The sequence below is a fragment of the Streptococcus ovis DSM 16829 genome, from assembly GCF_000380125.1.
GTDB lineage: Bacteria > Bacillota > Bacilli > Lactobacillales > Streptococcaceae > Streptococcus > Streptococcus ovis.
The window spans coordinates 126,997-151,663 of the sequence record NZ_KB904581.1 but is presented as its reverse complement, the minus strand read 5'-3'; the positions used below and the strand labels follow the sequence as shown (position 1 = coordinate 151,663).

The window sequence follows — 24,667 nt, the reverse complement described above, 5'->3', positions numbered from 1 at the left end:
TTTTAAATGAACAAATCATCGAATTTGAAACATCATACATTAAATAAAAAACGAACACAATCAACAATAGATTTGTTCGTTTTTTTATATGTCAGATAGTGCTTTCAAAAGCACTTTTTGTAGGTTAAAGAAAGTGTAAATCATATTTTATGATTAAATCTTGGTTGGATATGTCTCCTATTTGGAAGAGTTGTACCAATGAATCGTAGTATGTTTTGAGCAGAAGCCAATCTTGTAAATCATTGTGAAGGAGTTTTTTGATCTGCTTGATGCGATAACGAAGGGTATTTGGGTGAACGAAAAGGTAATGTGATATCGCATCAATATCTTGATTAAAGAGGATGTAGGTAGCAAGAGTTGTCAATAATTGACTTTTTTTATTCTGATCATGAGTAAGTAGTTCTAGAATATCAGGGTGGACAAAAGCAGGATGGTTCGTACGATGCAAATCTAGTGTTATCAGACTATCTAAGTAGCGATAAGAAAAGAGATTCCCTTTTAATTGGTATTTATTGACAATGTTTTCCACTTGACTTGCTTGCTGAAACATTTGTCGAAAAAGATTAAAGTCATAAAAAATATGGCTACTTGCTAAACGAAGACTGGTAATTTGACAGAACTCTAGTAATAGATTGACTTTGGATTGTAAAAAGTCCTTCTGATTACTTGAAACAAGAAAAACCAATCGATTTTCATGAAACATATAAAGAGCATTTCCAAGAAGTGATTGAAGCTGTTTAGCAATTGCTAACCTATTAGTTTCTGTGACTGCCTCGTCAATAAATGAAAAGAGAAGGACTCGCTTATAGTGAAGAATATGTAATTTCATCTCTTCGATTTGAGCATTTCCGACTGCTATGGCAGTGTTGTTACGGTTGACTAGAGCTTGTAGAAAATAAGAATAAGATGCCTCCTTATTCATCAAATAGTTGCGATCATGGGTAAAAGCAAGGGCAACAATTCTAGCAAAATGCATAAAGACAATCCGGTCTCCCTCGGTGATGGGTTTGTTTTTATCATACACCATCAATCTCCCTAAAACAGTCCCATTGAGTCGAATAAAGTCCACTAGAGTACGGTGATTCAGAACTGGATTTTCAAAGAGGTAGGCTTTACCTGTTTCTTGTAAAATCGCATCAATCTTTAATCGTCGGAGTTCAGAGAGATCACTTTCCAAAATCCGTCCACGTTGTCGCTCCTCTTGTAATAATACCATTTCAGTACTATCTGATGGTGGAAAGGCAATATAATTCCCCAAATTATCCAATATAAAGACAGGATTTCCAAAGATTCGAGTACCAATTTCAGCGAGTTTTTGGAAATTTGCGCCGGAGAAAATGGCATGGTAAGCTTCTGATAAACGTTCTAAAGAAACATAGTTCAGATAGAGTGTTTGCTGAATCGCTTCTTTAATTTGCAAGAGATTCCCTAAGTCGCTAGCAACAATGATGCTGGATTTTGGAAAAGCTGATAATAGTTGTTCTAAATAGCCCTCTTTTTCATAGCATAGAAATGTTAATGACTGATCACTGCCTTTGAGCTGAGAGGGAAGAGGATTTTCTAGAATGTAGAAAGTCCCAACTTCTCCATGATTACTCATGTCAAACCAATCACTGTCTACCATTTCATTTATATTAATCGTTGAATTTCCTAATTGGGCAATCTTAATGTGTTGAGATGTAATTGCTGTAATGATGTCGTCTAATCTCATGTCTTTCCCTCTTTGTAATATTTTACAATTATTATACCATCTTTGCCTGTTGTTTTGTAAGTGCTTACTAAAAAAAGAAGAGATAGGCGCGGTATAATCAAATTAGCAAAATAAAGGAGGTATATATGGAAAAATTACGATTCAATATTGTCATGAATACAGCAGTTTCGGTTAGTTTGAGTTTAGTAACCTTACTGTTGCTCCGACAGCCGCCTACAGCAATAAACTTTCTTTTACCGACGATAGAAGGTTTTCTGATTGCAATGGTACTGGTCTATGTGATTCCATTAGATAAGTGGTGCCCAGTATGGGCAAAGAAAGTAGGAATTCCACCACTCTTATTGACATTAGTTTCCATTGCTTTCGTTAATGTGACCGTTATTACATTTATCTTGAATGCGCAGGCGAATTCGATAACGGCAGAAACCTTGGTAAATTGGGCTAAGTCTTTACCAATTCTTTATCTTACAGCAATTATAGCTTCTCTGCTAACAGCTAAAAGCTATGAACGCATAACATCGGAAAAATCAATATAAAAAGTGAGGAATACATTATGGAACATCAAGGTGTTTTAAATCACACAACGTTAAAACCATATGGACGGAGTGTTTCGATTATTGGAGTTGGTTGTACACCATTTATGGAAATCTTAGGTAGTCCAGAGACGGAAGGGCTAACAGAAGGAGAATTATTTGGTTATGCAGCCTTGGAAGCTATGAAAGATGCAGGTGTCCAACCGAAAGATATTGATTATTATTTCCACGGACAGGCAAATCCAAATTTTGTTTCAGAGTATATTACTCCTAATATGCAGGTCGCCAACTGGTTTGGTATGAAAGGGAAGGGGTCAATGCATCACTCTGAAGCTTGTTGTACAGGCTATTTAGCATTGGAAATTGCAGTTATGGCTGTTGCTTCTGGTAAATACGATATGGTTCTTTCTGCCTCTGCTGATATGGGAGCAAGCCTTCCAGTTGAGGGACAACCTGCTCATAAACGTCGTGCGTTTAGCTTGGAAGAATTTAATACCTCTCTCAAGTATATTTACGATCGGGCTTATACACGCAGTATGCAAGCAGGTATGTATACCGTTTTTGACGACTTGGCAGCCCTTTATGCGCGTGATCATAAACTAGATGCAAAGACAATGGATGATGTTCTCTGTGCTATGGCTATCAACAATCGGTACAATGCCTCAAAGAATCCACTAGCGAAATTGCAGACGACCTATGATGAAATTGCCAAGGAAAAAGGATTTAATTCTGCTATGGACTTCCTACATTCGCCATTTAATCCTAAAATTGGTGATTATATGCGCGTGAGTGGATTGGAAGAGCGCAGTGAAGGTGCAGCTGCAGTGATTGTCTGTCCAACAGAAATGGCCTATAAATACACCGATCATCCGATTGAAATTTTGGGAACTGGGTCTTCAGCTCTAGAAGCTTCTAATCCACACTTGGAACGCCGTGCGACTCGTGAAGCTTGTCGTCAAGTTTATGAATTGACCGGAGTAAAACCAGAAGAAATTGATTTGTTCTACGCAAATGACTTTATTGTAACTTCTCATTTGGATGCAGCAGAAATTGCTGGTTACTTGCCAAAAGAAGATGGCTACAAGTATGTCTTGGAAGGTCGCACACGTTTTGATGGAGATAAACCAATCAATACCAATGGTGGTCGTACATCATTTGGACATGCCCATGCTGCTTCAGGTTTAGCAGATATTTATGAAGCAGTCAAACAAATGCGTGGTGAATGCGGTGAACGACAAGTGAAGAAATTGCCAAAAACAACCTTACTACGTGGTTTTGGTGGTGGACAAAATGTTTCTGCAACGATTTTGCGAACTTTGTAGGAGGAAGATGTAATGGAAAAAATTGTAAAGACATTTTATGATGCTCTAGACGAAGGGAAAATATTAGGTCGTAAATGTACTGGATGTGGTGCTGTTGAATTTCCGCCTGTACTGACTTGTAACTCTTGCGGAGAAATACACGATATGGAATGGGTTGAAATTTCTGGTAAAGGGAAGATGATTGATTTCTTCTTACCGGGCATGATGACTCACCAACCAGTCAATGACGATATGAAGCCTTATGCCTATGGTTCTGTAGAAATTGAAGAAGGAGCCTATTTCAATTGTATCATCAAGGGTGTTAAAAAGAAGAATAGAGAGTACATGGAAGAACATTTGCCAAATGTACCTGTTCATGCCATTATTGTTCCTCGGGATGGCTATAAAATGGTAGCCTTTGAAGTAGATGAAGATTTCCTTGCTCAAGCAAAGTAGAAATGGAGAAGAAAGATGTCAGAAGTAACACAAACTATTATTGAATTAGTCGCTCAAGCCTTTGATGTAGAAGTAGAAACCATTACACTTGAAACTTCTTTTAAGGATGAATTAGCTGCTTCATCTCTTGCGATGGTAAGCCTTGTAGCTAATATTGAAGATGAATTAGATGTCATGATTCCAATTTCAGAAGCTGCGAAATTTGTAACAGTTGGAGATTTGGTAAAGGTTGTTGAAGCGGAAGTATAGGTGAAACTCATGGATGTCATGACAAAAATTTATCAGAAGGCAAAAGATAGACCAGCTCGCATGGTCTTTCCCGAAGCAGAAGATGAAAAAATTCTACAAGCAGCTCATGAGGCTGGAAAAGCGGGCTATATATACCCTGTTTTAGTTGGAAAACTACTTGAAATTAACAAACAATGTGAAGAATTGGGGCTAGACAGTTCTCTCTTTGAGATTTATGATGTGGAAGATGAAATACTGCAGGAGGAATTAATTACAGAATATTTGAATTATCCCTATGCTATTTTTCGTGGAAAATCCCTAAAGCGGCGTCTTATTGACCCCCTCTATTTCGCTCTAGTATTGACAGCAGTAGAGCGAGTAGACGCAGCCTTTGCCGGAATTTCACACCCTACGGGAGATGTGATTCTAGCGGGGCAGAGTATTCTTGGCTTGAAAGAAGGAATCAAGACTGTTTCTAGCTGTGGGATTATGGATATTCCGGGATTTGCAGGTAGTGAAGGACAATTACTAGCTTTTGGAGATGCAGCGGTTTGTCAAAATCCGGATGCAGAAAGTTTGGCTAGCATCGCCATTTCAGCTTGTGAAACAGTACAGACTCTTTTTGATTGGACTCCTCGCTGTGCCATGCTATCGTATTCAACATTAGGTAGCGGAACAGGAGAATTGGCTGGTAAAGTGATAGAAGCTGTGAAAGTGGCTAATGCTTTACGACCGGATTTATTGATTGAGGGAGAATTCCAATTAGATACTGCCATTAATCCCGCCGTCGCAGCTAAAAAAGCAAGTCTAGACTCACAAGTAGCAGGACGGGCCAATGTCCTTATTTTCCCTGATTTAAACGCAGGAAATATTGGAGTCAAATTGGTACAACAATTTGCTAAGGGAGATGCTTATGGACCAATGATTACAGGTATGAACAAAGTCATTAGCGATTGCTCACGTAGTGCACCAGTATCAGAACTAGTGGGAAATATTGCTTTGACGGCTGTTCGAGCAACCTATTAGGAGGCCCCTATGGAAAATTATCGGATTTTAACCATCAATCCGGGTTCAACCTCGACAAAAATTGCATATTTTCTGGGGGAAGAATGCCGGTTCGATAAAAATATTTCACACGAAGCAACTGAGTTAGCCAAATTTGAACATAATAATCAACAATTGGATTACAGAAAAAGTTTGATTGAAGATTGTTTAAATGAAGCAGGAGTATCCATTCTTGAATTACAAGCTGTTGTTGGACGAGGTGGAGGACTTTTGCCGCTAGAAGGTGGAGTATATACTGTTGACAAAAAATTACTTCACGATGCTCGTACCTGCGCCAATGGTGTTGAACATCCAGCAAATTTAGGAGCTCAATTAGCAGATTTATTTGCAAAAGAAGCCAATTGTCCTGCTTTTGTTGTAAATCCACCTGATACAGATGAGTATCAACCTTTAGCACGATTGACGGGAGTAAAAGGAGTTTATCGTGCGAGTCATCTTCATGCTCTCAATCTGAAAGAAACGGCTCTTCAGCATGCAAAAAGACAAGGGGAAAACTATGAAGAGGTCAACTACATCGTTTGCCACATTGGTGGAGGGATTTCTGTGTCTGCCCATCGCAAAGGGAAAATGATTGATGGAATTGACATTGCTGGTGGGGAAGGGCCAATGGCTCCAACTCGATCAGGCAGTTTATCTTTAGCAAATATCATCCAATTGTTAGAAAATGGTGCCTCCATAGCTGATTTGAAAAAACTCTCCACGCGAACAGGTGGATTGGTCAGTCTGATTGGGACATCTGATGCAAAATCTGTCTCAGACGCCGCCCAAGCTGGAGATAAAAAAGCCAAATACGTTTGGGACACGATGATTTACCAAATTGCCAAAACAATTGGTGAGATGGCTTGTGTCTTAAAAGGAGATGTGACAGCTATTTTACTTGGTGGGGGTATGGTTCATAATGAAAATCTTGTAAGCCAACTTCAAGACTACTGTAAATGGATTGCTCCCATTTATCCTTATCCAGGCGAATTTGAAATGGAAGCCATGGCAAATGGCGCGATTCGAGTTTTAACTGGAATAGAAAAGGTTAAACATTATACAGGCGAATCTAGCTGGAATCCAGAAGGCATTTTCTAGTAGAAGGTGTAGTGAAGTTGAACAGTATGAAGCATTGAATAGATGAAAAAATAGTCCTTTCTAAAGAGGACTATTTTCTTTTATTTTAGGAGTAATTTGATGGAAGAGCAACTGCCAATCCTCATGCCGGCGCCAGAGGGAAGTGTGAATTTCATCTGCTATTTCGAAAGTAACAAGCTTAGATTTTTGACTGATAGAATCCATTTGGAAATGTTTCATGTAGCTGGATTGCTCTTGGTGTTGCGAAAGGAACTCTTCTTTTGTTAGTGATTCGCCGTTACGACTGATGTATATGAAATTTGCATCAATTAACTCTTCATATCCAGTTTCGTGTGCATGAAGCTGGGCTTCGAAACGATAGAGTTTATCATAAACATGCTCGTACATTTCATCATGCGGAATTTCAGATGGTTCGACATGGATATCAACATCAAAGACACCATACTTTAGTTTGAGCAACTCTTCAACCTTTTCAGTGATGGCATGGCTCTCATACACAGATAGGTCAGGATTCATTTCAAGGACAATATCAAGGTAGATATTCGCCCCATAGGTTCTCCCTCTCTGCGATTTCACAGAGACAATCTTAGGAAGTTTCAGAATATCTTTCTCGTATCGATGAAGAAGATCTTCGTCAAAACCATCTGATAGTGTGAAAAAACTTTCCATAAAGATTTCATAGGCTGTTTTTAGAATAAAAAACGTGATGATAATGGCTGCAATTTTATCAATGATGGGCAAGTGGAAAGCTGCAGCAAAGACAGCGATAGAAGTTCCAACTGACGTAACAGCATCTGATAGATTATCCTTCGCAGTAGCCTCTAGGGCTTTCGAGCGTACTTTCTTTGCAAGATGCTTATTGTATTGGTAGACTCCGAGCATTATAACAGCAGATATTAGTCCAACAAAGGCACCTGCCATGTCAATCTCCACGGTCTCATTAGAAATGATTTTCTGGATAGTGGAATAAAGGACCTGTAATCCTACGACAAACATGATAAATGAGGTTATCAGACTAGCTAAATCTTCGATTTTCCAATGGCCAAATTTATGGTCGGTATCAGCTGGTTTTTGTGCCATTTTTAGTCCGATTAATACAGCAATATTGCCAACAATATCTGAAATATTATTAAAAGCATCTGCAGTCAGAGCATCTGAATGGAAAGTCTGTCCGGCAGCTAGTTTGATGCCTGAGAGGATGATATAAGCCCAGATGGAAAGCAGTGCTCCTTTCTCCGCTGTTTTTAAATTTTTGATTTGTTCTTGCATAAGAAACTCCTTGTTTTCTCCATTTTAGCAGAAAGAAGAGGGATTTTCAATGAAGATAGGAGCAAAGTAAAAGAGCTTGAAAGCTCTTTTGGATTAGAATATTTCGACATCACCAGTTTGACTGATAATCTGTAGTTCAGCACTTGCTTGTGGAGCATGATAAGCATAACCACGACTGTTTGATGACAGGACTAAATCTGTATCGCAATCACCAAAGGCAGTTTCGATATATAGCGATGTCGTGTTAGCATTGCTTTGGAAATCACGGATCGAAATGTCACCAGATACGTTTGTCAGAGAACTTTTTCCGATAAATTGACAACGCCTCAACTCCATATCCCCACTAGCACAATCTATGTCAATGCTTTCCAACTGAGAAAGGGTGCAGTCAATATCACCAGAGGCAAGTTCGATTCGTAGTTGCTTCACCTGACTCTTGGTGAGGCTAATATCGCCACTACCAATTTGAAGATTTCCCTTATCCACTTGGCAAGAGAGGAGTTCTATATCACCAGAACCTGCTCCTATTTTTGTCTGTGAAAGGTGGCAGTTTTTGGATAGAATATCACCAGAACCAGTTTGGATTTTTCCTCCTGAAATAGCTAAATTTTCTAGACTGACATCGCCACTTCCAAGTTGGACAGTGAGTTTTTCTAGTTGGCAATTTTTAGGAAGATACAAGCAAACATGATTATTTGAGAAGATTTGCTGAGTGATGCCTTGTATAAGGACTTTTAAATTAAAGCTAGATGAAAAAGTTTCCTTTTGACGAAAAGATTGTCGGATAGTTAAGAGGTCTGCTTGATATTCTACCATTACGTCACTATCCTTATTACAAAGTAGGTAGGCAGTGTCTTCATCAGTTGGTAATATAGATAAATCTGCTGTGTTCAATCGAATAGATAACTGCTTAAAGTCACCTAAGTTTATCCGCTCTTCTTTTTTATCAAAACTTGATTGTGCTTGTGAACAGTTCGATTCTTGCTGCTTGCTCTGTTGATGATGAATAGGAACAGGAGCAGAAGCGAGTTTACCTAGCAATTCGTTAGCGACTTCATCTGGTGTACCAAGGCTTTCTATGATAGCGCCTTCGTTTTCAGGCCCTGCTTCATCAAAAAGTTCGATAAAGTAGTCCATCGCTTCATCATATTCTTTTCTTGAAAGTGGTTGTAGTTTGTCTTCTAATTCTTTTAAAAATTGTGCGCGTGTCATTTTCTAAGGCTCCCTTCTATAATGCCATCGATTTGTTCTTTGTAGATTTTCCATTCCTGCTGTAAAAAGGGAATGTGGTTGCGTCCAAGAGAAGTAATGGAGTAGTATTTCCGCTTTCGGCCTTGATACTCCTGCGAATAAGTGGTGACATAGCCAGCTGCCTCAAGCTTTTTCAAAATAGGATAGAGTGTAGATTCTTTAATATCCGCAACAAGCTTAATGGTCTGGCTAATCTCATATCCGTAAGAATCCTGTTTCTCGATAATGGAGAGTATCAAAAATTCGATTAAGACGGATGATACAGGATAGTACATGCTGAACCTCCTTTGTTTCAATAATATATAAAATATTTATATATAAATTTTATACCCATAGATACAAAATGTCAAGAATAATATATAAAAAAATTATATATTCATAAAAAAAGTACATAAATAGCGGATATGATATAATAAAACAGACTTAGGGAGGTTGCAAGTGATAGAGATTTTAGCAAGAGCGCTAGGCTTTTTGTTGGTGATGGCTCTGGGATATATATTGAAAATGCGCAAAGTAGCTCGGCGTGAGGATGCGGGCATTTTTTCAGCGATTGTGATGAATGTAACCCTTCCCTGTGCAATTTTGGCATCTGCCTCATCCGTTCGTTTAGGAAGTGGAATGCTTGCCCCTTTGCTTTTAGGATTTCTAATGAATCTTGTAATGGATGGGGTTGGTTATTGGGAGGCGTATAAAAGAGGAGACCAGGCACAACGGATTGGACTGGTACAGATTTCGGGTTATAATATCGGGACCTTTACCCTTCCATTTGTACAAGCATTTTTTCCAGTGAGTTATTTGGTGCCTGTATTATTGTTTGACACAGGGAACGCCTTTATGGTATTGGGTGGAAATTACACGCTTGCTAGTGGTTTGGATCGCAATGGAGAACGAATGGGGATTACAACTATATTACGTCACCTATTTGGTTCTGTTCCTTTTGCAATCTACTTACTGATCTTTATTTTATCTACTTTTGGTCTGCAAATTCCGTCTCAATTATTGTCAGCGAGCTCTATTGCCGCCAATGCCAATCCATTTTTAGCCATGTTAATGCTTGGTGTGATGATTGAGATAAAAATAGAAAAAGAAGATTTCATACACTTGATCCGTCTTTTAATAATCCGACTAACTGTCAGCAGTATAGCAGCAGCAGCGATTTTTTTCTTGCTTCCAGCTCCTCTCATTACTCGACAAATGATCGTGATTTGTATCTTTTCTCCAATTTCTGTGGTAGCGCCAGTTTATGCGCAAAAATTGGGAAGTCAATCTTCGGAACCAGCAAATCTAAACTCGCTTTGTATTTTAGTCCATTTAGTGATTATGACAATCTTAGTACTACTGTTTGCAAAATAATTTTGTGTTCAATGATTCTTTTTAAAATGAATTTACAGATACTTAAAAAAATATTATAATAAAAGAGTAATTTGAAAATCAGGAGAAGGCTATGAATATTAGAAAAGTGATGACGTCATTTGCTCTGGCGACATTATTGATGACGGATGTCGGAAGTTTTGTGCCAGTATTCGCTAATGAAGCTACGGCAAAACAATCGATTACAGCTGTGGAAGGTCAATCAGTTAAAGCTAGTTACCAGACCCGTTATGAGAATGATGAATTGGTGATGACTTTTGTACCAGATACTGTCTTTTTCGCTAAGGAACCTATTGCAGAACTTAAACTGTGGGCGAAATCATGGCCAATAGAAGAAGCCTTTTCCTTTAAAGAGACCTCCCCAGGTCTGTATGAAGTTCGTGTACCACAGAATCAATTGACTATGGAAGAACTAGAGATTCATCTAAAGACTGAATCAGGTCAAAGCTACCACTTTGATAAATTGACTTATCCTAAACAGGATACAGGGGCGAGTGCCAATACAGTGACTAGTCAAACAGTCTTAGGAGGTAGCACAACGACTCAAGTGGAGCAACCTGTGACAACAGGATCACTTTCTACAACCTCGACTGTTACTACCAGCAAGCTTCCTGCTACTAGCCAAGAACCAACACAGCCAACAATAACAAAAGAGGAGGCAAAAGGTCCTAATCTATCTATTGTTCCACAGGGGAATCAAGGAAACTTTGATGTCGTTGTGACAAATGTACCAATGAATCAATCTATTCATCGCCTACGCTTGCCTATCTGGTCCGATGAGAAAGGCCAGGATGATCTCGTTTGGTATACTGCGATTAAACAAGCAGATGGTAGTTATAAAGTCAGTGTGGATCTTGCAAAACACAAGTATACAGCAGGAAAATACCATGTGCATCTCTACTATGAATTGACCAACAAGCAGATTCGTGGTGTGATGGCGACAACTACTCAAGTGACGTTACCTAAATTAGAAGTACAGTCATTGGTGACAAAGGTATCTAACGCATCTTATTTAATAAAAGTGACAAATGTTCCACAATATGTGACCTCTCTAAAAATTCCTGTTTGGTCTGAAAATAAGGGGCAAGATGATCTTGTATGGTACCAGGCAACGAAAAAATCGGATGGTAGCTATGAACTCCTTGTAAATTTGTCAAAACACCGTTTCGATACTGGTAAATACAACGCACATCTATATGGTACTATCGCACCTCAAAATAAAATGGTTGGGATTGGTCAAGTAAAAGATTTCCAAGTAGAACCATTACCAGCGCCAGCAGGAAAAGTTCGAATTGGCAATATCGATTCAGCTAACATGCGCTTTGATGTGATTGTATCGGATGTAGTGGCACCTGGAGGTTTAAAATCTATTAAAGTTCCTGTTTGGTCTGCAGATGGAGGTCAAGATGACTTGCAGTGGTATACTGCGAGTCTACAAACAGATGGTACATATAAAGTGACCGTTTCTGTCGCAAGCCATAAGTATACGTTTGGACAATATCATGCCCATGTCTATGCTGTTCTTGAAAATGGTAAAATGGTTGGTTTAGCAACTACTCAGGCTCAAATTACGAAACCAGCTAATGTAACTAGCTTCCATACCTCATACAATGGCATGGGAAATTATTATCTTTCGATTCAACCGGTTTATACTTCGGGCCCTGTTCGATTCGCGGTCTGGTCAGATCAAGGCGGGCAAGATGATTTGCGGTGGTATGAAGCATATCGTCAGCAGGCATTTGCTTATGCTGGAAACTTTAATGTACAACACCACAAAGGGACTGGTAAATATCATATTCACATTTACCAAGTAGTGAATGGCCAAATGAGAGGTTTGGGTGCCACCAGTATTACAGTTGCTCGTTCGTCATATCAAGCTCCTTACTACTCTCAACGAGATAGTAGATGGGGTGGGATTCACTTTGGAGCCTGGTCATTTGCGGCAACGGGCTGTGTTCCAACATCGATGGCTATGGTTATTTCAGGGATACGAGGCATTACTGTTACGCCTGTCCAAGTTGGAAATTTCTTACACTATCATACTTTAGAATACAACCGTAACTTCTATGGGACTAGCTCACGCGGTCTGGTAATGGCAGCACGCAATTGGGGTTTGAAGACTAGCGCTCTAAATTCTTATCAGGCACTGGAAACAGCATTGCGTCAAGATTACTATGTAACGGCAGCAGTTGGACCAAGCAAATACATTGCAGTTGGTGGTCATGAAATTGTCTTGAAGGGTTACCGAAATGGACAAACCTATGTGTTAGATCCGTACAATGCTGCAAACAATGGTTGGACTAGTTTGTCTTACCTTTGGCAAATTGCTAGTACCGATCCGATTGATCGTACAGAGGGACTTCCATTTATACGTATTTCAGATTAGAATGCTAATTAGTTCATTTGATCTATCGTATTCATTTAACTTTAAAATATTCTAATTTATAACAAAAAAACGAACAAGATGTCGTTTCTGAATTTCGGAAACTGAGACCTTGTTCGTTTTTATTTTTTAAATTGAGATTAGAAACTGTTAGTTCTTAGCAGCGACAATACCTAAGAGGACATCCACAGCCTTTTCCATGGTTTCAAGACTGACGAACTCAAAGCGTCCGTGCATATTTTCGCCACCAGCAAAGAGATTAGGAGTTGGAATTCCCATAAAGGAAATTTTAGAACCATCTGTTCCACCGCGGATTGGCTCAATGAGTGGTTTGATATCGAGATTTTCCATGACTTCTTTGGCAATAGTAATAGGCGTCATATCTTTTTCGATCACCTTCTTCATGTTATAGTATTGGTCATGGAGATGAACAAGTACACGAGGTGTATCAAAAGTTGCATTCATCTTGTCGGCAATGTCTAGCATGAGTTGCTTGCGTGCTTCAAAATCTTTTTCCTCAAAGTCACGAACAATATAGCTGGTACTTGCTTGGTCAACGCTTCCTGACATATCCATGAGATGGAAGAAACCTTGATAGCCGTCAGTCTTTTCTGGACGATCTGCTTCAGGTAAGGCATTGTGGAAATCAATGGCTAACTGGAAAGCGTTGATCATCTGGTCTTTAGCAGAGCCTGGATGAATATTGCGACCGATGAAATCAATCTTAGCAGCAGCTGCGCTAAAGGTTTCATATTGGAGCTCGCCGAGTGGACCGCCGTCCACTGTATAGGCAAAGTCCACATTGAAATCTTCGACGTCAAACTTATCAGCTCCGATACCGATTTCCTCATCAGGACCAAATCCAACACGAATTTCACAGTGTTTGATTTCTGGATGCTGAACGAGATATTCAATAGCTGTCATGATTTCTGCGATACCAGACTTATCATCAGAGCCCAACAAGGTTGTCCCATCTGTTGTAATCAAGGTTTGTCCGTGATAGTTGTTCAACTGTGGGAAGTCTTTTGGGTGCAATTCAAAGCCTGAAGTTCCAAGGGGAATCGGATTGCCATCATAGTTTTCAATGATTTGTGGTGAGACACCTTCGGCATTGAAATCGGCTGTATCCATGTGGGAGATGAATCCGATTTTACGGGTCAAACTGGGGTCATTTGCAGGTAAGGAACCAATACAAAAACCGTTTGGTAAATAGTGGACATCTTGCAAGCCAATTCGTTCCATTTCAGGAAGCAAGATATTTTGGGCAAATTCAACTTGGTTTTGTGTGCTTGGAGTGGTCGTTGAGTTCTCATCTGAACGAGTATTTTCTTTCACATAGACCAGGAAGCGGTCAAGTAGAGTAGGGTATTTCATTTTCTAGTCCTCATTTCTTTAAAATCCATTTTTCGATAGCCTTAGCAACCCCATCGTGGTTGTTGTCCTCGGTAACATCTGTTGTAAGCGCCTTGATGTGATCAGCAGCATTGCCCATAGCGATGGATAGTCCTGCAAATTTCAACATTTCAATGTCATTGTTGGCATCTCCGATAGCCATGATTTCATTTGGTAAAATGTTTAACCGTTCGGCTAATTTTTTTAATGCCGATGCCTTACTGGCATGTTTTGGCAACACTTCATAGATAATTGGCTGAGAGCGGACAGCATTAAAACGTTGACTTAATTGTTCATGGTTTTGCTCCTGAAAGCGATCGGTGGCTTCTATATTTCCAACGAACATTGCCTGAAAAAGAGTGTTTTTACCACTGATAGCCTCTTCGTAGGACAGAATAGTTGGCTCAATAAATACCAATTTGGTATCTTCTAGAACTTGTTCATTGGCCTCTTCATCAAGGACGAAATAATGTTCCTCATCAAACAGGGTAAATTGCATCTGACTGTTTTGGGCAAAAGGAGCCAAATAAGTAATGTCTTCAACGGATAACTCTTCCCAGTCAATCAGCTTCCAATCTTTTGTTTGATGAGTAGAGCAGCCATTGTTGACGATGACATATTCATTTTCTGCATTCAAGCCCAGTTGTTCGAAGTAGGGCTTTGTCCCCTGTAAAATTCGTCCTGTACATAGGACCAATTTGATGCCAGCTTCAATTGCAGCATGAATCGCATCAATTTGAGCTTGCGTCAACTGTTTCTGGTCATTGAGGAGGGTGCCGTCCATGTCCAGAGCTAATAGTTTAATCATCACAAAACCTCCGAAATTACACTAGGACTAGTATACCACAAATTGTGCTTGCTTTCAGAATTTTACAATGTAGAAAATATGATATAATGGCAGAAAGAATGAATGGGAGTGATGAGATGAATCAGATTAAATGTCCGCATTGCGGGACGACCTTTCAGGTCAATGAAACAGAATACAGTGAATTACTAAGTCAGGTACGGACGGCGGAGTTTGAGCAAGAAATTCATGCCCGTCTTAGCCAAGAAGTGGCTTTAGTAGAAGCCAAAGCCAAAAATACGCAGCAAGAGGCACTGAGCCAGAAAGAGGCAGAGATTCAAGCCTTAAAAGCCCAAATTGCCCAGTTTGACACACAACAAGCCCTTGCTATCAAGGAAACCGAGCAAACCTTGGCGGAACAATTAGCAAGCAAGGACAAGGAACTCCAAGCCTTGCAAGGTCAGATGGAGAAGCTGCGCTTAGAGCATCAAAATCAACTTCAAGCCTCCTTGACTACGGTTGAGAAAGAGCGTGATGCAGTTAAAAATCAGCTTGCTTTGCAAGAAAAAGAGAGCGAGCTGGCCTTATCTTCTGTTCGTAGTGACTATGAAGTGCAACTCAAGGCGGCTAATGAACAGGTTGAATTTTACAAAAATTTCAAGGCACAACAGTCCACCAAGGCTATCGGTGAGAGCTTGGAAATTTATGCGGAGACCGAATTTAACAAGGTGCGTGCCTACGCCTTTCCGCGTGCTACATTCGGTAAGGACACTGAAGTGTCTAGTCGTGGCTCAAAGGGGGATTTCATCTTCCGTGAGGCGGATGAAAATGGGGTTGAGTTTATTTCCATCATGTTTGAGATGAAAAATGAAGCAGATACGACCAAGACCAAGCATAGGAATGCGGATTTTTTCAAGGAATTAGACAAAGACCGTCGTGAGAAAAAATGCGAATACGCAGTTCTCGTCAGTATGTTAGAAGCGGATAGCGATTATTACAACACGGGTATCGTGGATGTTAGTCATGAGTACAAGAAGATGTATGTGGTGCGTCCGCAGTTCTTTATCCAGCTCATTGGTCTCTTGCGAAATGCTGCGCTCAATACCCTTTCCTATAAGCAAGAATTGGCGCTTATCCGTGAGCAGAACATTGATATCACCAATTTTGAGGAAGATTTGAATGCTTTCAAGGTTGCCTTTGCTAAAAATTATCAATCTGCTTCTACTAATTTCGGAAAAGCCATTGATGAGATTGACAAGGCTATCAAGCGCATGGAAGAGGTCAAGAAATTCCTTACCACTTCTGAAAATCAACTCCGCCTAGCCAATAACAAACTGGATGATGTCTCTGTCAAAAAATTGACCCGTAAAAATCCAACGATGAAGGCCAAGTTTGATGCCTTGAAGGAGAAAGAATAGGAGAAAGTTATGCAAGCATTTTACAGGGGAAAGAGTGCAGATTTCTGGATTGTTCAAAAAGAGGGAGAGCAACCAGAATGGGTTAAAAAAGCATTTGAGACAAACGCTTTTAGCTGGATGGACAATCATTTGCGCATCTGTATGCCCCTTATTTTTCCAAAATGGGCTAGTGATGCTCAAAATTTTGGCTACAATATGTACCGTAGAGCTGAAATAGGAGATGTCATTGACCGCACGAATGGTAGAGTGGTCACATTAAAAAAATTTGAAAAAGAGTACCGTGTTGAGAAAGGATAAGGAAATGAAACTGACCCGTACTATCAAAACAGGGAACCGTTATCTAGAATCAATGCCAGGTTCTGACAGTTGGTATTGGGTTGGTGACAATAATAATGGAGATTTGTATGAAATGGAAGAGGCGTTCAAATTAGGGAATCCTTTTCCAGAGAACAATCTTCTTCTTGTCCATTATCCCAGTGGAAAGTCTATGGTAGCTTTAGAGGCAGAAAAGGGTCAATTTTTTGGAACACCTAGAGTAGTTGATGGTGTTTGTTATTTACTGACTGTGAATTTCATAGATTCTCTTATTTACATTTATCAATTTGATGTTGATAAAGAAAAAGCAAGCGTGGTTGTAAAACTTCCTTTATCGGAAGTGAAAGATTGTTACAACTTGCAACTAGATGTTTTCCCTTAATGTTAACGCGACAAATATTTGATGAAAAATTATTTGAAATCATTTGGCCTCAAAAGAAAAAAGATTGAGACGGAGGCTGGTTTTTCCCATCGTGAGGATGACAAATTGTATTTTTCAAATTGGTTGGAAGATCCTGATTATCGAGAAATTATCACCGTTGTTGATTTCGAAACGGGGAGAGTTATTGAAGAAATGGATGGCTATTTACGAGAAGTGCCAAATGGTGAGGTTTGGCGATTAGAATAACTGTTGATGAGGGAGAGTAGAAATGGAAAGAACGGTTGAGTACGGCCAAATATTTAAAGAACTACGACTGAATCGGCAGTTAACCTTGAAGCAAATTGCCAATGAGACAGTTTCTGTAGCGCAATTATCGAAATTCGAACGGGGAGAATCGGATTTATCCCTAACAAAATTTATTTCTGCTCTCGAAAAGATGAATGTCAGTATGAAGCAATTTTCAGATCGGGTTCGCAATTACAAACGACTTGAACAGGCTGAATTGATGACCCAGATGTCCTACTATTTTTACCAGCAGGATCCAAAGGGGATTGAACAACTATTGCGAAGTCAGGAGAAAAAAGCTGCTGAAGAACTTGATAACTTGCGTCCACGGCTCAACGTCATTTTGCTACGAGGGATTTTATGTCAGCTAGATCCTGAGCGAAAAATGGCGCAGGAAGACCTTGATTTTGTATCGGATTACTTATTCCAAGTAGAGGAATGGGGTTTGGATGAGCTGATTCTTGCCGGGAATTTGGTGGCCTTTTATCCGACCGAATTGGTTTGTCGCAGGACGAGGGAAATTGTGAAGCGAAAGGAATTTTACATGGAAGTGTCACAAAATCGCTACATTGTTGAAGGGACTTTATTAAACACGATTATGTTGTGTGTCGAACGTGGCGATTTAGAGAAGGTTCCAGAGTTTGATGAAGCGCTACAAGCTATTTTAAACAGTCGAAATAGCCAGAGCAACCGGATTGATTATCTTTATACAAAAGGGTTTTACAAGCAGGCTTATGGGGATGTTTCAGGCATTCAAGATATGAAGGATGCGATTTTTTGCTTCAAGGTTTGTCATAATTTTCCTAAAATGAATCACTATCAAAAACATTTTGATGCCTTTATCCCTAAAAATTCTCAAATTTGAGAATTTTTTCTTTTTCTCCAGAATATCCTTTATACTAAGACAATAAAAATATAAAGGGGAAAAGAATGAATTCAAACGGGAAAAAATTATTGGTCAGTCGCGCCATTAACAAACTGGGCGATGTCATGTATGATTATAGCAACAGTGCTTGGATAGCTTCCTTGGGAGGTATTGGTCAGCAATTTCTAGGAATTTATAAGTTAGCGGAGCTCTTGGTGCAAATAATCATTGGCCCTTTTGCAGGTGCTTTGGCAGACCGTTTTCAAAGACAGAAGATTTTATTGTTGACGGATTTTATCAGTGCAGTGATGTGTTTGGCAATAGCGATTTTGGGGAACCAGACACTGATGTTGTATGGTTTGGTTGTTGTCAATGGTGTGTTGGCCATTTCAGGAGTATTTTCTCAGCCAGCCTATAAAGCCTTTGTTCGTGATGTAGTGGGGAAAGAACAGATTGTATCTTACAATTCAACCTTAACTTCAGTTGTTCAGACCATCAAAATTGCCTCTCCAATTCTGGGATTTTGGATTTTGCAACATATCGGTTTACGATTGACCTTGCTCCTTGATAGTCTGACCTTTTTCATTTCCTTTATCTGTGTTTTAGGGATAAAGATTGAAAGGGAGAAAGGAGCGGCAAGAGATAAGGTAAAACCTCGAGAGATTTTACATGATATTTGGGAAGGGTTATATTATACCTATCAGCACAAGGATATTTTCTTTCTGTTGTTGATTGCTTCGGCTGGGAATTTCTTTATGGTTATGTTTGAGTATTTGTTGCCGTTTACAAGTAGCTTGTTGCATGAGAAAGGAGCTTATGCAATATTTCTATCTGTATCTGCGGTTTCAGTGCTGATTGGTTCGGTTCTGTCACGTTTTATGAAAGAGGGGATGCAGCCCATGCTCTGGATGCTGATAGGGAGTAGCGTAGGAATTATCTGGATTGCGATTCCAAGTTTAGCTGGACTTCCTATGTGGTTGAGTTATGTCGGACAAGTTCTTTTTAAGATATTTGAAGCTATTTTTAATATTCATTTTTCCAGTCAAGTGCAAATCCGTGTGGAACAGGCCTACATGGGACGTGTTTTCTCCAGTGTCTACACAGTGGCTCTTCTGTTAACACCATTTGGCACACTCTTGATGACTCTCTTTCCGAAAGCCATTCACATGATGAGTTTTGTCTGGATTGGAGTAGGAACCCTTGGTGTAGGTTTGATTGGTTTATTGTATTGTCGTTTTGTGTTGAAAACGGAATAGGAAACTGTTTAGATAAAAAAATTTCATGAATCATTGTATAAAAATTGTCTCTGCAAAATAGAGACTTTTTTGCATTTCAACTATATGATGCTAAGCAAAAAAGGTCCAAAATTACAGATTAGATAGAATGAAAATGCTTTCTTGACAAACATTCAATTGAGTGATAGAATGTTTAGTGAAAAAAGTAACAAACTTAAAGGAGGACAATTATGTCTAAACGATTTATTGTCGTTGGAGGAGTAGCAGGTGGTGCATCTGTTGCCGCCCGCATTCGTCGCTTGGATGAGAATGCCGAGGTACAAATTTATGACAAAGGAAAAGATATTTCTTTCTCAAATTGTTGTTTACCAAACTATTTCAGTGGTGAAGTAGCAAGTATTGATGATTTGATTTTTTATAATCCTGACTCATTTAAAAAAACATATAATTTAGATGCAAAGACCGAGTCAGAAGTTATCAGTATAAATGCGGAGGCTCATACTATCCAAGTGAAGGATCTGACTTCAGGCCAAATTTATGAAGATAGATATGATTCTTTAATCTTATCTCCTGGTGCTAAAGCAATCAGACCCAAAAATATTCTTGGCCTTGATAAAGAACATGTCTTTACTTTGAAGAATGTATCGGATGTTCGTTATTTGGATGCTCACTTGAAAAACAGTAGCGCCCAAGAGATTGTTGTGATAGGCGGAGGTTTTATTGGAGTAGAAGTTGCAGAATGTTTACGCCACACTGGTAAAACAGTTAGCTTGGTGGAAGCAGGCAAGCAAATTATGGCACCATTTGATGATGATATGGTGCAGATGCTCCATAAAGAACTATATGACAATAGTGTTGATCTTCATTTAGAAGATGGAGTTGTTGAAATTACGGATTCCGAAGTTGTATTGGCAAGTGGAAAACGTCTGCCTGCTCAAGCGGTTGTTTTAGCGATTGGTGTGACACCTGATGTTGATTTCGCGGTTGCTTCGGGAATAAAACTAGGGGAAACGGGTGCAATTGCGGTTGATCATCAGTATCGAACGAATCTTCCAGATGTTTATGCTGTGGGGGATGCTATTGAAGTAACGCAACGTCAAACTGGAAAGAAAATACGCTTGCCTTTAGCTGGTCCAGCTCAAAAACAAGCTCGTGATGTGGCAGATAGCTTATTTGGTCAAATGATTCGCAATCGAGGAGTGATTGGCTCATCCTGCATTCGAGTATTTGGACTAAACGGTGCATCAACTGGTCTGAATGAAAAAGACTGTCAGAAACATGGTTTGGACTACCGTGTAGCATTCGTGATTCCAAATGACCGTGTTGGGTTAATGCCAGAAGCTACACCAATGCATCTCAAAGTGATTTACCAATATCCAACAGGTAAAATTTTAGGTGCACAAGCAATCAGCAAAGGAAACCCAATTAAAAATATAGACGTTATTGCAACAGTTATCAGCATGGACGGCTACTTAGAAGACTTGAAAGAATTAGAACTTTGCTACGCACCAGCATTTTCAACCGCCAAGGATGCTGTTAACTTTGCTGGAATCGTTGGTATGAACTATTTGAATGGAGTCTACGAACAAGTTCCTATGTCTTCCGTTCGTCAGTTGGTTGAAGAAAAAGCCTATATTTTAGATGTGCGTGGCGCGCAAGCATTTGAGAATGCCCATATCAAAGGAGCAGTCAATATTCCTCTAGAAGAAATTCGTGAGCGTTACCATGAAATACCAAAAGATCAGCCTGTCTATATTCATTGCAGAACTTCTTGGAATAGTTACTATGCCATTTGTGCGCTGAAAGGCTTAGGTTTTGATAACATCATCAATATTCAAGGTTCATTCTTGGGATTGAGCTATTATGAATATTTTAAAGATATGACAACGGATCGTGAAAGTATTTTGACAAATTATAATTTTAATTAAAATGAATGCAAAATTATCAAAAATGGATATCATTGCCTTAGTAATAGGGTCTGTGATTGGCTGGGGAGCCTTCTATCTTCCAGGTCAAAAATTTCTGGTGCAATCGGGTGTCATCAATACAGCGATAGGATTTCTAATAGGCTGGGTACTCATTTATTTTATTCAGGTTGCCTACCATGTGATGATGGACAATCATAAGGAAAAAGGAGGAGAGTTTTCATATATTTATGAACATTTAGGTAAATTGTATGGATTTATTGTAGGATGGTCATTAACATTTTGCTATTTGACCCTTATTCCTCTAAATGCAACTGCAGTCGCTCTCGTCATCCGTTCCCTGTTTCCAGGTTTTCTCTATGGTCAGTTATATAGTGTTGCTGGCTATACAGTCTACGCTTCGGATTTAGTCATTTCTACTGGTGTCATCTTATTCTTTTATTTCATTAATAAAAAAGGATTAAGTTTGTCCATGACACTACAGAAGTTACTGATTATGATGCTTGTGCTATTTGTATTTATTATTACTATTGCACTTTACATAAAAGCCGACACTCAACAATTTAGAACATTCTATCTTGAACAGTACCAATTTAGCTTCAAAGAGATTTTACAAGTACTCGCCATTATTCCATTTTTATTTGTAGGTTTTGATATTGTTCCCCAGGTGTTAACAGATATTGGTTTCCCTACTAAATTTGCTACGAGAATGACTGTTTTAGCAACAGGATTTGGTGTGCTCATTTATAATTTGTTAAACCTGATGACGGCTTTGGCTTATTCGCCACACCAAGTTCAACAGTTGGAATGGGCGAGTGGTCAGGCAGTGTTGGACTATTTAGGTATTACTGGTTTTGTTGGGTTAGCTGTTGCTTTGACTGTGGCTATTGTTGGTGGAGTGAATGGTTTTATGATTGGTAGTAGTCGAATCCTTGCCTCACTCGGGAGCTATAAATTGCTTCCAGAAAATTTTAAAACAGAAAATAATAGCGGAGTGCCCGAAAAATCTTTGCAATTTGTAACCTTTATTTCGATTCTGATGCCGTTATTGGGTCGGATGGTGATTCTTTATATTGTCGATTTATCGAGTTTGATGGCAGCGCTCACTTATGTTTATGTGTCTTTCGTAAGCAGTCGTTTGGCTAAAACACCTTTTGAAAGATGGTGTAGCAACATTGCACTTGTGATTGGTATTTTGTTTATCTTATTGCTCATTGTTCCTGGATCTCCTAGTCAATTAAGTGTCGCTTCATTTGTTATTCTAGGGATTTGGACCATTTTAGGTTTTCTATATTTTACATTCATAAAAAACGAAACAATTTCAACAAAGGAGAAATGATGAAACGTATTGAATATACTTTAGGATTTATATTTGGGATTCTTTTACTTGTTTTAGGAAAGACATTTTTAGAATCTGATATGCTATTTTTTAGATTGATAATTGGTGTAGGACTAGGTTATACACTGAGTCGTGGATATACAGGATTTGCTGGAAGTGTCAACCGTGCTTATCGAACAGGTTCAACACGTTTAATGAGAACGATGATGATGATGTTTTTCATCACTGCATTGTTGAGTGCTGCATTCTTGTTTAATAGTGATGCTTCAAGTTATGACCTATGGGTGAATCCGATTAATGTAGGATTAATACTCGGAGGACTCCTGTTTGGATTCGGGATGACCTTCTCTTCATGTTGTGCTTCAGGTGTATTGACGGACTTAGTAACAGCTTTGCCTCGCGGTTTAATCACCTTGGTATTCTTCTGTTTTGGAGTATTTATTGGTTTTCCTATTCAGCAAACAGCTTCATGGGTTCAAAAATCATGGATAACATCAGAAGTAGGTTCCAAGTTATATGGAGGAGTGTATCTGCCAGACTGGTTTAAATTTGATGGTTTACAAGGTTACTTAGGAGCAGTGGTGTTCACTGGATTACTTTGTGGCTTAGTGATTTGGCTAGCTCATAAATATGAACAATCTCGTAAGAATGCGGGTACCTATACTGGCCATTTTGGAGAAAAAGTCCAAGACTTGGAAGTTGCAGATTCATTTAAGGATGTAACCGACTCAACTAATCTGTATGACCGTCTATTTGTTCATGCATTTTCACTACGCAAAGCAGCGGTTATTTTAGCGATTCTTTTTACCATTATGATGGGAGTTACAAAAGCAGGTTGGGGAGCAAGCACACCTTACGGATTTTGGTTTGGTCAAGTTCTCATGTTCTTTGGTGTTAGTGCTGGTGACCTTGTCCAGTTTACTCATATGCCAGAGGCTGCATTTACAACACCTTTCTTTTCACATCCGATTAGCACACAGAACTTTGGGATTATGATGGGGACTATTCTCTTCCTTCTAACTTCTGGAACGTTTTCTAAAGTTGTTCGCTCAGAATTAAACATTACAGGGAAACAGCTCTTGTTCTATGCTTTAGGTGGTTTATGCATGGGATTTGGAACTCGGTTATCAAATGGTTGTAATGTTGGTGCATTGTATACTCCAATTGCCAATTTCTCACTTTCAGGCTGGATTTTCCTCGTCTTTCTAGTAAGCGGAGGGATTCTTGGTAATAAAGTAGCTAAAAAAGTTGATTTATAGTATTTCTTTGTTCTTTTCGCAATAGGATAACAGCTTTTTATCATTCCTGTGGTATAATTAAAAGTATACATTTGAAAAAAGGAGTTGAGCACTGATGGCAGTTAATGAAGATAGGGTATACATGGACCAAATTTTCAATGAGTATGTGAAAATCGGAAAGGCTTTATCAAGTGAAAAACGAATCGAATTACTTCATCGATTGGTTCACGGTGCAAAAACAGTAGAACAACTTGCCAGAATCACAGATATGTCGGTTGCCAATACCTCAAGGCACTTGCAAACGCTAAAAGAGGCAAATCTCGTGGCTATTTCTAAGCAAGGGAAGTATGTGTACTATACAGTTGCAACTTCTCGCGTGGAAAATATGCTGAATGAACTTCATCTTCTGAGTGAGGAGCAGCTCCCATCATTACGTTATATTGAAGAAACATTCGATAAGAGTGATGAAGCTATCAAAACTCTTTCTCTGAATGAAGCCTTGGAAATTTTTGAACACGAAAAAGTGCAATTGGTTGATTTAAGATGTGAGAAAGAATTTTTGGAAGACCACATGCCCAATGCTATCAATATACCGTATAGTGAACTAGAAGAACGCTTGGAGGAATTAGATAAAGAGTGCTCTCTCATCTTGTATTGCCGTGGTCGATTTTGTCCATACACAAATCACGCGTCAGCCTATCTCAATAAATTAGGTTACAATGCCTATAGTGTCAATGTCAGTCATTTTGATTGGAGACGGGAACAAGAAAGTCATCATCTATTTGAAAATGTGCACTAACATTGAAAAGAAAATAGTTATCTAGCTAGAAGAGAAACAGAAAAT

24 protein-coding genes are annotated in these 24,667 nt (G+C 39.1%); 18 read left to right on the top strand and 6 right to left on the bottom strand.

What is annotated here, in order from left to right; genetic code table 11:
* Positions 1-124: 124 nt before the first annotated feature.
* Complete coding sequence (locus tag A3I9_RS0109550; RefSeq protein ID WP_018378809.1) at positions 125-1,711, bottom strand: PucR family transcriptional regulator; 1,587 nt, start codon at positions 1,709-1,711, stop codon at positions 125-127.
* A 125-nt stretch (positions 1,712-1,836) separates the two neighbouring features.
* Between A3I9_RS0109550 and A3I9_RS0109545 the strand changes: the two genes are divergently transcribed.
* Genes A3I9_RS0109545 through buk form a run of 6 tightly spaced genes read left to right on the top strand, consistent with a single transcriptional unit; the run spans position 1,837 to position 6,371 of the window.
* Positions 1,837-2,247 (top strand): hypothetical protein, encoded by a 411-nt coding sequence (locus A3I9_RS0109545; RefSeq protein WP_018378808.1) that lies wholly within the window; start codon positions 1,837-1,839, stop codon positions 2,245-2,247.
* 17 nt (positions 2,248-2,264) lie between these two features.
* Positions 2,265-3,566, top strand: coding sequence for a thiolase C-terminal domain-containing protein (locus A3I9_RS0109540; protein ID WP_018378807.1), 1,302 nt, complete (start codon positions 2,265-2,267; stop codon positions 3,564-3,566).
* Between the two features lie 12 nt (positions 3,567-3,578).
* Positions 3,579-4,001, top strand: coding sequence for a Zn-ribbon domain-containing OB-fold protein (locus tag A3I9_RS0109535; RefSeq protein WP_018378806.1), 423 nt, complete (start codon positions 3,579-3,581; stop codon positions 3,999-4,001).
* Positions 4,002-4,016: 15 nt separating this feature from the next.
* Complete coding sequence (locus A3I9_RS0109530) at positions 4,017-4,250, top strand: acyl carrier protein (protein WP_018378805.1); 234 nt, start codon at positions 4,017-4,019, stop codon at positions 4,248-4,250.
* Between the two features lie 9 nt (positions 4,251-4,259).
* Entirely contained in the window at positions 4,260-5,255 is a 996-nt protein-coding gene (locus tag A3I9_RS0109525; RefSeq protein ID WP_018378804.1) for a phosphate acyltransferase, read from the top strand.
* A gap of 9 nt (positions 5,256-5,264) precedes the next feature.
* Entirely contained in the window at positions 5,265-6,371 is a 1,107-nt protein-coding gene (gene buk / locus A3I9_RS0109520) for a butyrate kinase (protein WP_018378803.1), read from the top strand.
* A gap of 60 nt (positions 6,372-6,431) precedes the next feature.
* On the opposite strand, the gene A3I9_RS0109515 is transcribed toward buk, so the two are convergent.
* From A3I9_RS0109515 to A3I9_RS0109505, 3 genes are all read right to left on the bottom strand, one after another.
* Positions 6,432-7,640 carry a cation diffusion facilitator family transporter gene (locus A3I9_RS0109515; protein WP_018378802.1) on the bottom strand — a complete coding sequence of 403 codons (1,209 nt, stop codon included), beginning with the start codon at positions 7,638-7,640 and terminating at the stop codon, positions 6,432-6,434.
* Between the two features lie 93 nt (positions 7,641-7,733).
* Complete coding sequence (locus A3I9_RS13070; RefSeq protein ID WP_018378801.1) at positions 7,734-8,852, bottom strand: DUF4097 family beta strand repeat-containing protein; 1,119 nt, start codon at positions 8,850-8,852, stop codon at positions 7,734-7,736.
* A complete protein-coding gene (locus tag A3I9_RS0109505; RefSeq protein ID WP_018378800.1) occupies positions 8,849-9,166 on the bottom strand; it encodes a PadR family transcriptional regulator in 318 nt (105 codons plus the stop codon). Before A3I9_RS0109505 ends, A3I9_RS13070 begins: the two co-directional genes overlap by 4 nt.
* Before the next feature lie 163 nt (positions 9,167-9,329).
* Between A3I9_RS0109505 and A3I9_RS0109500 the strand changes: the two genes are divergently transcribed.
* Both A3I9_RS0109500 and A3I9_RS12780 read left to right on the top strand, forming a co-directional pair.
* The gene (locus tag A3I9_RS0109500) at positions 9,330-10,244 is read left to right on the top strand and encodes an AEC family transporter (protein WP_018378799.1); all 915 of its coding nucleotides are present in this window, start codon (positions 9,330-9,332) and stop codon (positions 10,242-10,244) included.
* Between the two features lie 91 nt (positions 10,245-10,335).
* The gene (locus A3I9_RS12780; RefSeq protein ID WP_018378798.1) at positions 10,336-12,648 is read left to right on the top strand and encodes a GBS Bsp-like repeat-containing protein; all 2,313 of its coding nucleotides are present in this window, start codon (positions 10,336-10,338) and stop codon (positions 12,646-12,648) included.
* Positions 12,649-12,795: 147 nt separating this feature from the next.
* Here the strand turns inward: A3I9_RS12780 and pepT are convergent, their stop codons facing one another.
* Positions 12,796-14,019 (bottom strand): peptidase T, encoded by a 1,224-nt coding sequence (pepT, locus tag A3I9_RS0109490; protein WP_018378797.1) that lies wholly within the window; start codon positions 14,017-14,019, stop codon positions 12,796-12,798.
* 10 nt (positions 14,020-14,029) lie between these two features.
* A complete protein-coding gene (locus A3I9_RS0109485) occupies positions 14,030-14,845 on the bottom strand; it encodes a Cof-type HAD-IIB family hydrolase (RefSeq protein WP_018378796.1) in 816 nt (271 codons plus the stop codon).
* A 116-nt stretch (positions 14,846-14,961) separates the two neighbouring features.
* On the opposite strand from A3I9_RS0109485, the gene A3I9_RS0109480 reads away from it, so the two are divergent.
* The 10 genes from A3I9_RS0109480 to A3I9_RS0109440 all read left to right on the top strand — a co-directional run bounded on the left by A3I9_RS0109480 (position 14,962) and on the right by A3I9_RS0109440 (position 24,622).
* Positions 14,962-16,239: a DUF2130 domain-containing protein gene (locus A3I9_RS0109480; RefSeq protein ID WP_026217426.1), complete on the top strand. Its 1,278-nt coding sequence runs from the start codon at positions 14,962-14,964 to the stop codon at positions 16,237-16,239.
* A 9-nt stretch (positions 16,240-16,248) separates the two neighbouring features.
* Positions 16,249-16,536, top strand: coding sequence for a hypothetical protein (locus tag A3I9_RS0109475; RefSeq protein WP_018378794.1), 288 nt, complete (start codon positions 16,249-16,251; stop codon positions 16,534-16,536).
* A 4-nt stretch (positions 16,537-16,540) separates the two neighbouring features.
* Positions 16,541-16,936, top strand: coding sequence for a hypothetical protein (locus A3I9_RS13065; RefSeq protein ID WP_052310510.1), 396 nt, complete (start codon positions 16,541-16,543; stop codon positions 16,934-16,936).
* A gap of 21 nt (positions 16,937-16,957) precedes the next feature.
* On the top strand, positions 16,958-17,182 hold the full coding sequence (locus tag A3I9_RS13060; protein ID WP_052310509.1) for a hypothetical protein: 225 nt from the start codon (positions 16,958-16,960) through the stop codon (positions 17,180-17,182).
* 22 nt (positions 17,183-17,204) lie between these two features.
* Entirely contained in the window at positions 17,205-18,086 is an 882-nt protein-coding gene (locus A3I9_RS0109465) for an Rgg/GadR/MutR family transcriptional regulator (RefSeq protein WP_018378793.1), read from the top strand.
* A gap of 65 nt (positions 18,087-18,151) precedes the next feature.
* Positions 18,152-19,342 (top strand): MFS transporter, encoded by a 1,191-nt coding sequence (locus A3I9_RS0109460; RefSeq protein ID WP_018378792.1) that lies wholly within the window; start codon positions 18,152-18,154, stop codon positions 19,340-19,342.
* A gap of 209 nt (positions 19,343-19,551) precedes the next feature.
* The gene (locus A3I9_RS0109455; RefSeq protein WP_018378791.1) at positions 19,552-21,249 is read left to right on the top strand and encodes an FAD-dependent oxidoreductase; all 1,698 of its coding nucleotides are present in this window, start codon (positions 19,552-19,554) and stop codon (positions 21,247-21,249) included.
* Position 21,250: 1 nt separating this feature from the next.
* Complete coding sequence (locus A3I9_RS0109450) at positions 21,251-22,585, top strand: APC family permease (RefSeq protein WP_018378790.1); 1,335 nt, start codon at positions 21,251-21,253, stop codon at positions 22,583-22,585.
* The gene (locus A3I9_RS0109445) at positions 22,585-23,844 is read left to right on the top strand and encodes a YeeE/YedE family protein (RefSeq protein ID WP_018378789.1); all 1,260 of its coding nucleotides are present in this window, start codon (positions 22,585-22,587) and stop codon (positions 23,842-23,844) included. Before A3I9_RS0109450 ends, A3I9_RS0109445 begins: the two co-directional genes overlap by 1 nt.
* A gap of 94 nt (positions 23,845-23,938) precedes the next feature.
* Positions 23,939-24,622 (top strand): ArsR/SmtB family transcription factor, encoded by a 684-nt coding sequence (locus tag A3I9_RS0109440; protein ID WP_018378788.1) that lies wholly within the window; start codon positions 23,939-23,941, stop codon positions 24,620-24,622.
* Positions 24,623-24,667 lie beyond the last annotated feature (45 nt).

Bases quoted from the DNA above. Each gene is read 5' to 3' on its own strand.
- A3I9_RS13060 (WP_052310509.1), top strand. From the start codon at position 16,958: ATGAAAAATTATTTGAAATCATTTGGCCTCAAAAGAAAAAAGATTGAG.
- A3I9_RS0109550 (WP_018378809.1), bottom strand. From the start codon at position 1,711: ATGAGATTAGACGACATCATTACAGCAATTACATCTCAACACATTAAG.
- A3I9_RS0109475 (WP_018378794.1), top strand. From the start codon at position 16,249: ATGCAAGCATTTTACAGGGGAAAGAGTGCAGATTTCTGGATTGTTCAA.
- buk (WP_018378803.1), top strand. From the start codon at position 5,265: ATGGAAAATTATCGGATTTTAACCATCAATCCGGGTTCAACCTCGACA.
- A3I9_RS13065 (WP_052310510.1), top strand. From the start codon at position 16,541: ATGAAACTGACCCGTACTATCAAAACAGGGAACCGTTATCTAGAATCA.
- A3I9_RS0109515 (WP_018378802.1), bottom strand. From the start codon at position 7,640: ATGCAAGAACAAATCAAAAATTTAAAAACAGCGGAGAAAGGAGCACTG.
- A3I9_RS0109460 (WP_018378792.1), top strand. From the start codon at position 18,152: ATGAATTCAAACGGGAAAAAATTATTGGTCAGTCGCGCCATTAACAAA.
- A3I9_RS13070 (WP_018378801.1), bottom strand. From the start codon at position 8,852: ATGACACGCGCACAATTTTTAAAAGAATTAGAAGACAAACTACAACCA.
- A3I9_RS0109480 (WP_026217426.1), top strand. From the start codon at position 14,962: ATGAATCAGATTAAATGTCCGCATTGCGGGACGACCTTTCAGGTCAAT.
- A3I9_RS0109505 (WP_018378800.1), bottom strand. From the start codon at position 9,166: ATGTACTATCCTGTATCATCCGTCTTAATCGAATTTTTGATACTCTCC.
- A3I9_RS0109485 (WP_018378796.1), bottom strand. From the start codon at position 14,845: ATGATTAAACTATTAGCTCTGGACATGGACGGCACCCTCCTCAATGAC.
- A3I9_RS0109540 (WP_018378807.1), top strand. From the start codon at position 2,265: ATGGAACATCAAGGTGTTTTAAATCACACAACGTTAAAACCATATGGA.
- A3I9_RS12780 (WP_018378798.1), top strand. From the start codon at position 10,336: ATGAATATTAGAAAAGTGATGACGTCATTTGCTCTGGCGACATTATTG.
- A3I9_RS0109440 (WP_018378788.1), top strand. From the start codon at position 23,939: ATGGCAGTTAATGAAGATAGGGTATACATGGACCAAATTTTCAATGAG.
- A3I9_RS0109445 (WP_018378789.1), top strand. From the start codon at position 22,585: ATGAAACGTATTGAATATACTTTAGGATTTATATTTGGGATTCTTTTA.
- A3I9_RS0109535 (WP_018378806.1), top strand. From the start codon at position 3,579: ATGGAAAAAATTGTAAAGACATTTTATGATGCTCTAGACGAAGGGAAA.
- A3I9_RS0109525 (WP_018378804.1), top strand. From the start codon at position 4,260: ATGGATGTCATGACAAAAATTTATCAGAAGGCAAAAGATAGACCAGCT.
- A3I9_RS0109455 (WP_018378791.1), top strand. From the start codon at position 19,552: ATGTCTAAACGATTTATTGTCGTTGGAGGAGTAGCAGGTGGTGCATCT.
- A3I9_RS0109450 (WP_018378790.1), top strand. From the start codon at position 21,251: ATGAATGCAAAATTATCAAAAATGGATATCATTGCCTTAGTAATAGGG.
- pepT (WP_018378797.1), bottom strand. From the start codon at position 14,019: ATGAAATACCCTACTCTACTTGACCGCTTCCTGGTCTATGTGAAAGAA.
- A3I9_RS0109545 (WP_018378808.1), top strand. From the start codon at position 1,837: ATGGAAAAATTACGATTCAATATTGTCATGAATACAGCAGTTTCGGTT.
- A3I9_RS0109530 (WP_018378805.1), top strand. From the start codon at position 4,017: ATGTCAGAAGTAACACAAACTATTATTGAATTAGTCGCTCAAGCCTTT.
- A3I9_RS0109465 (WP_018378793.1), top strand. From the start codon at position 17,205: ATGGAAAGAACGGTTGAGTACGGCCAAATATTTAAAGAACTACGACTG.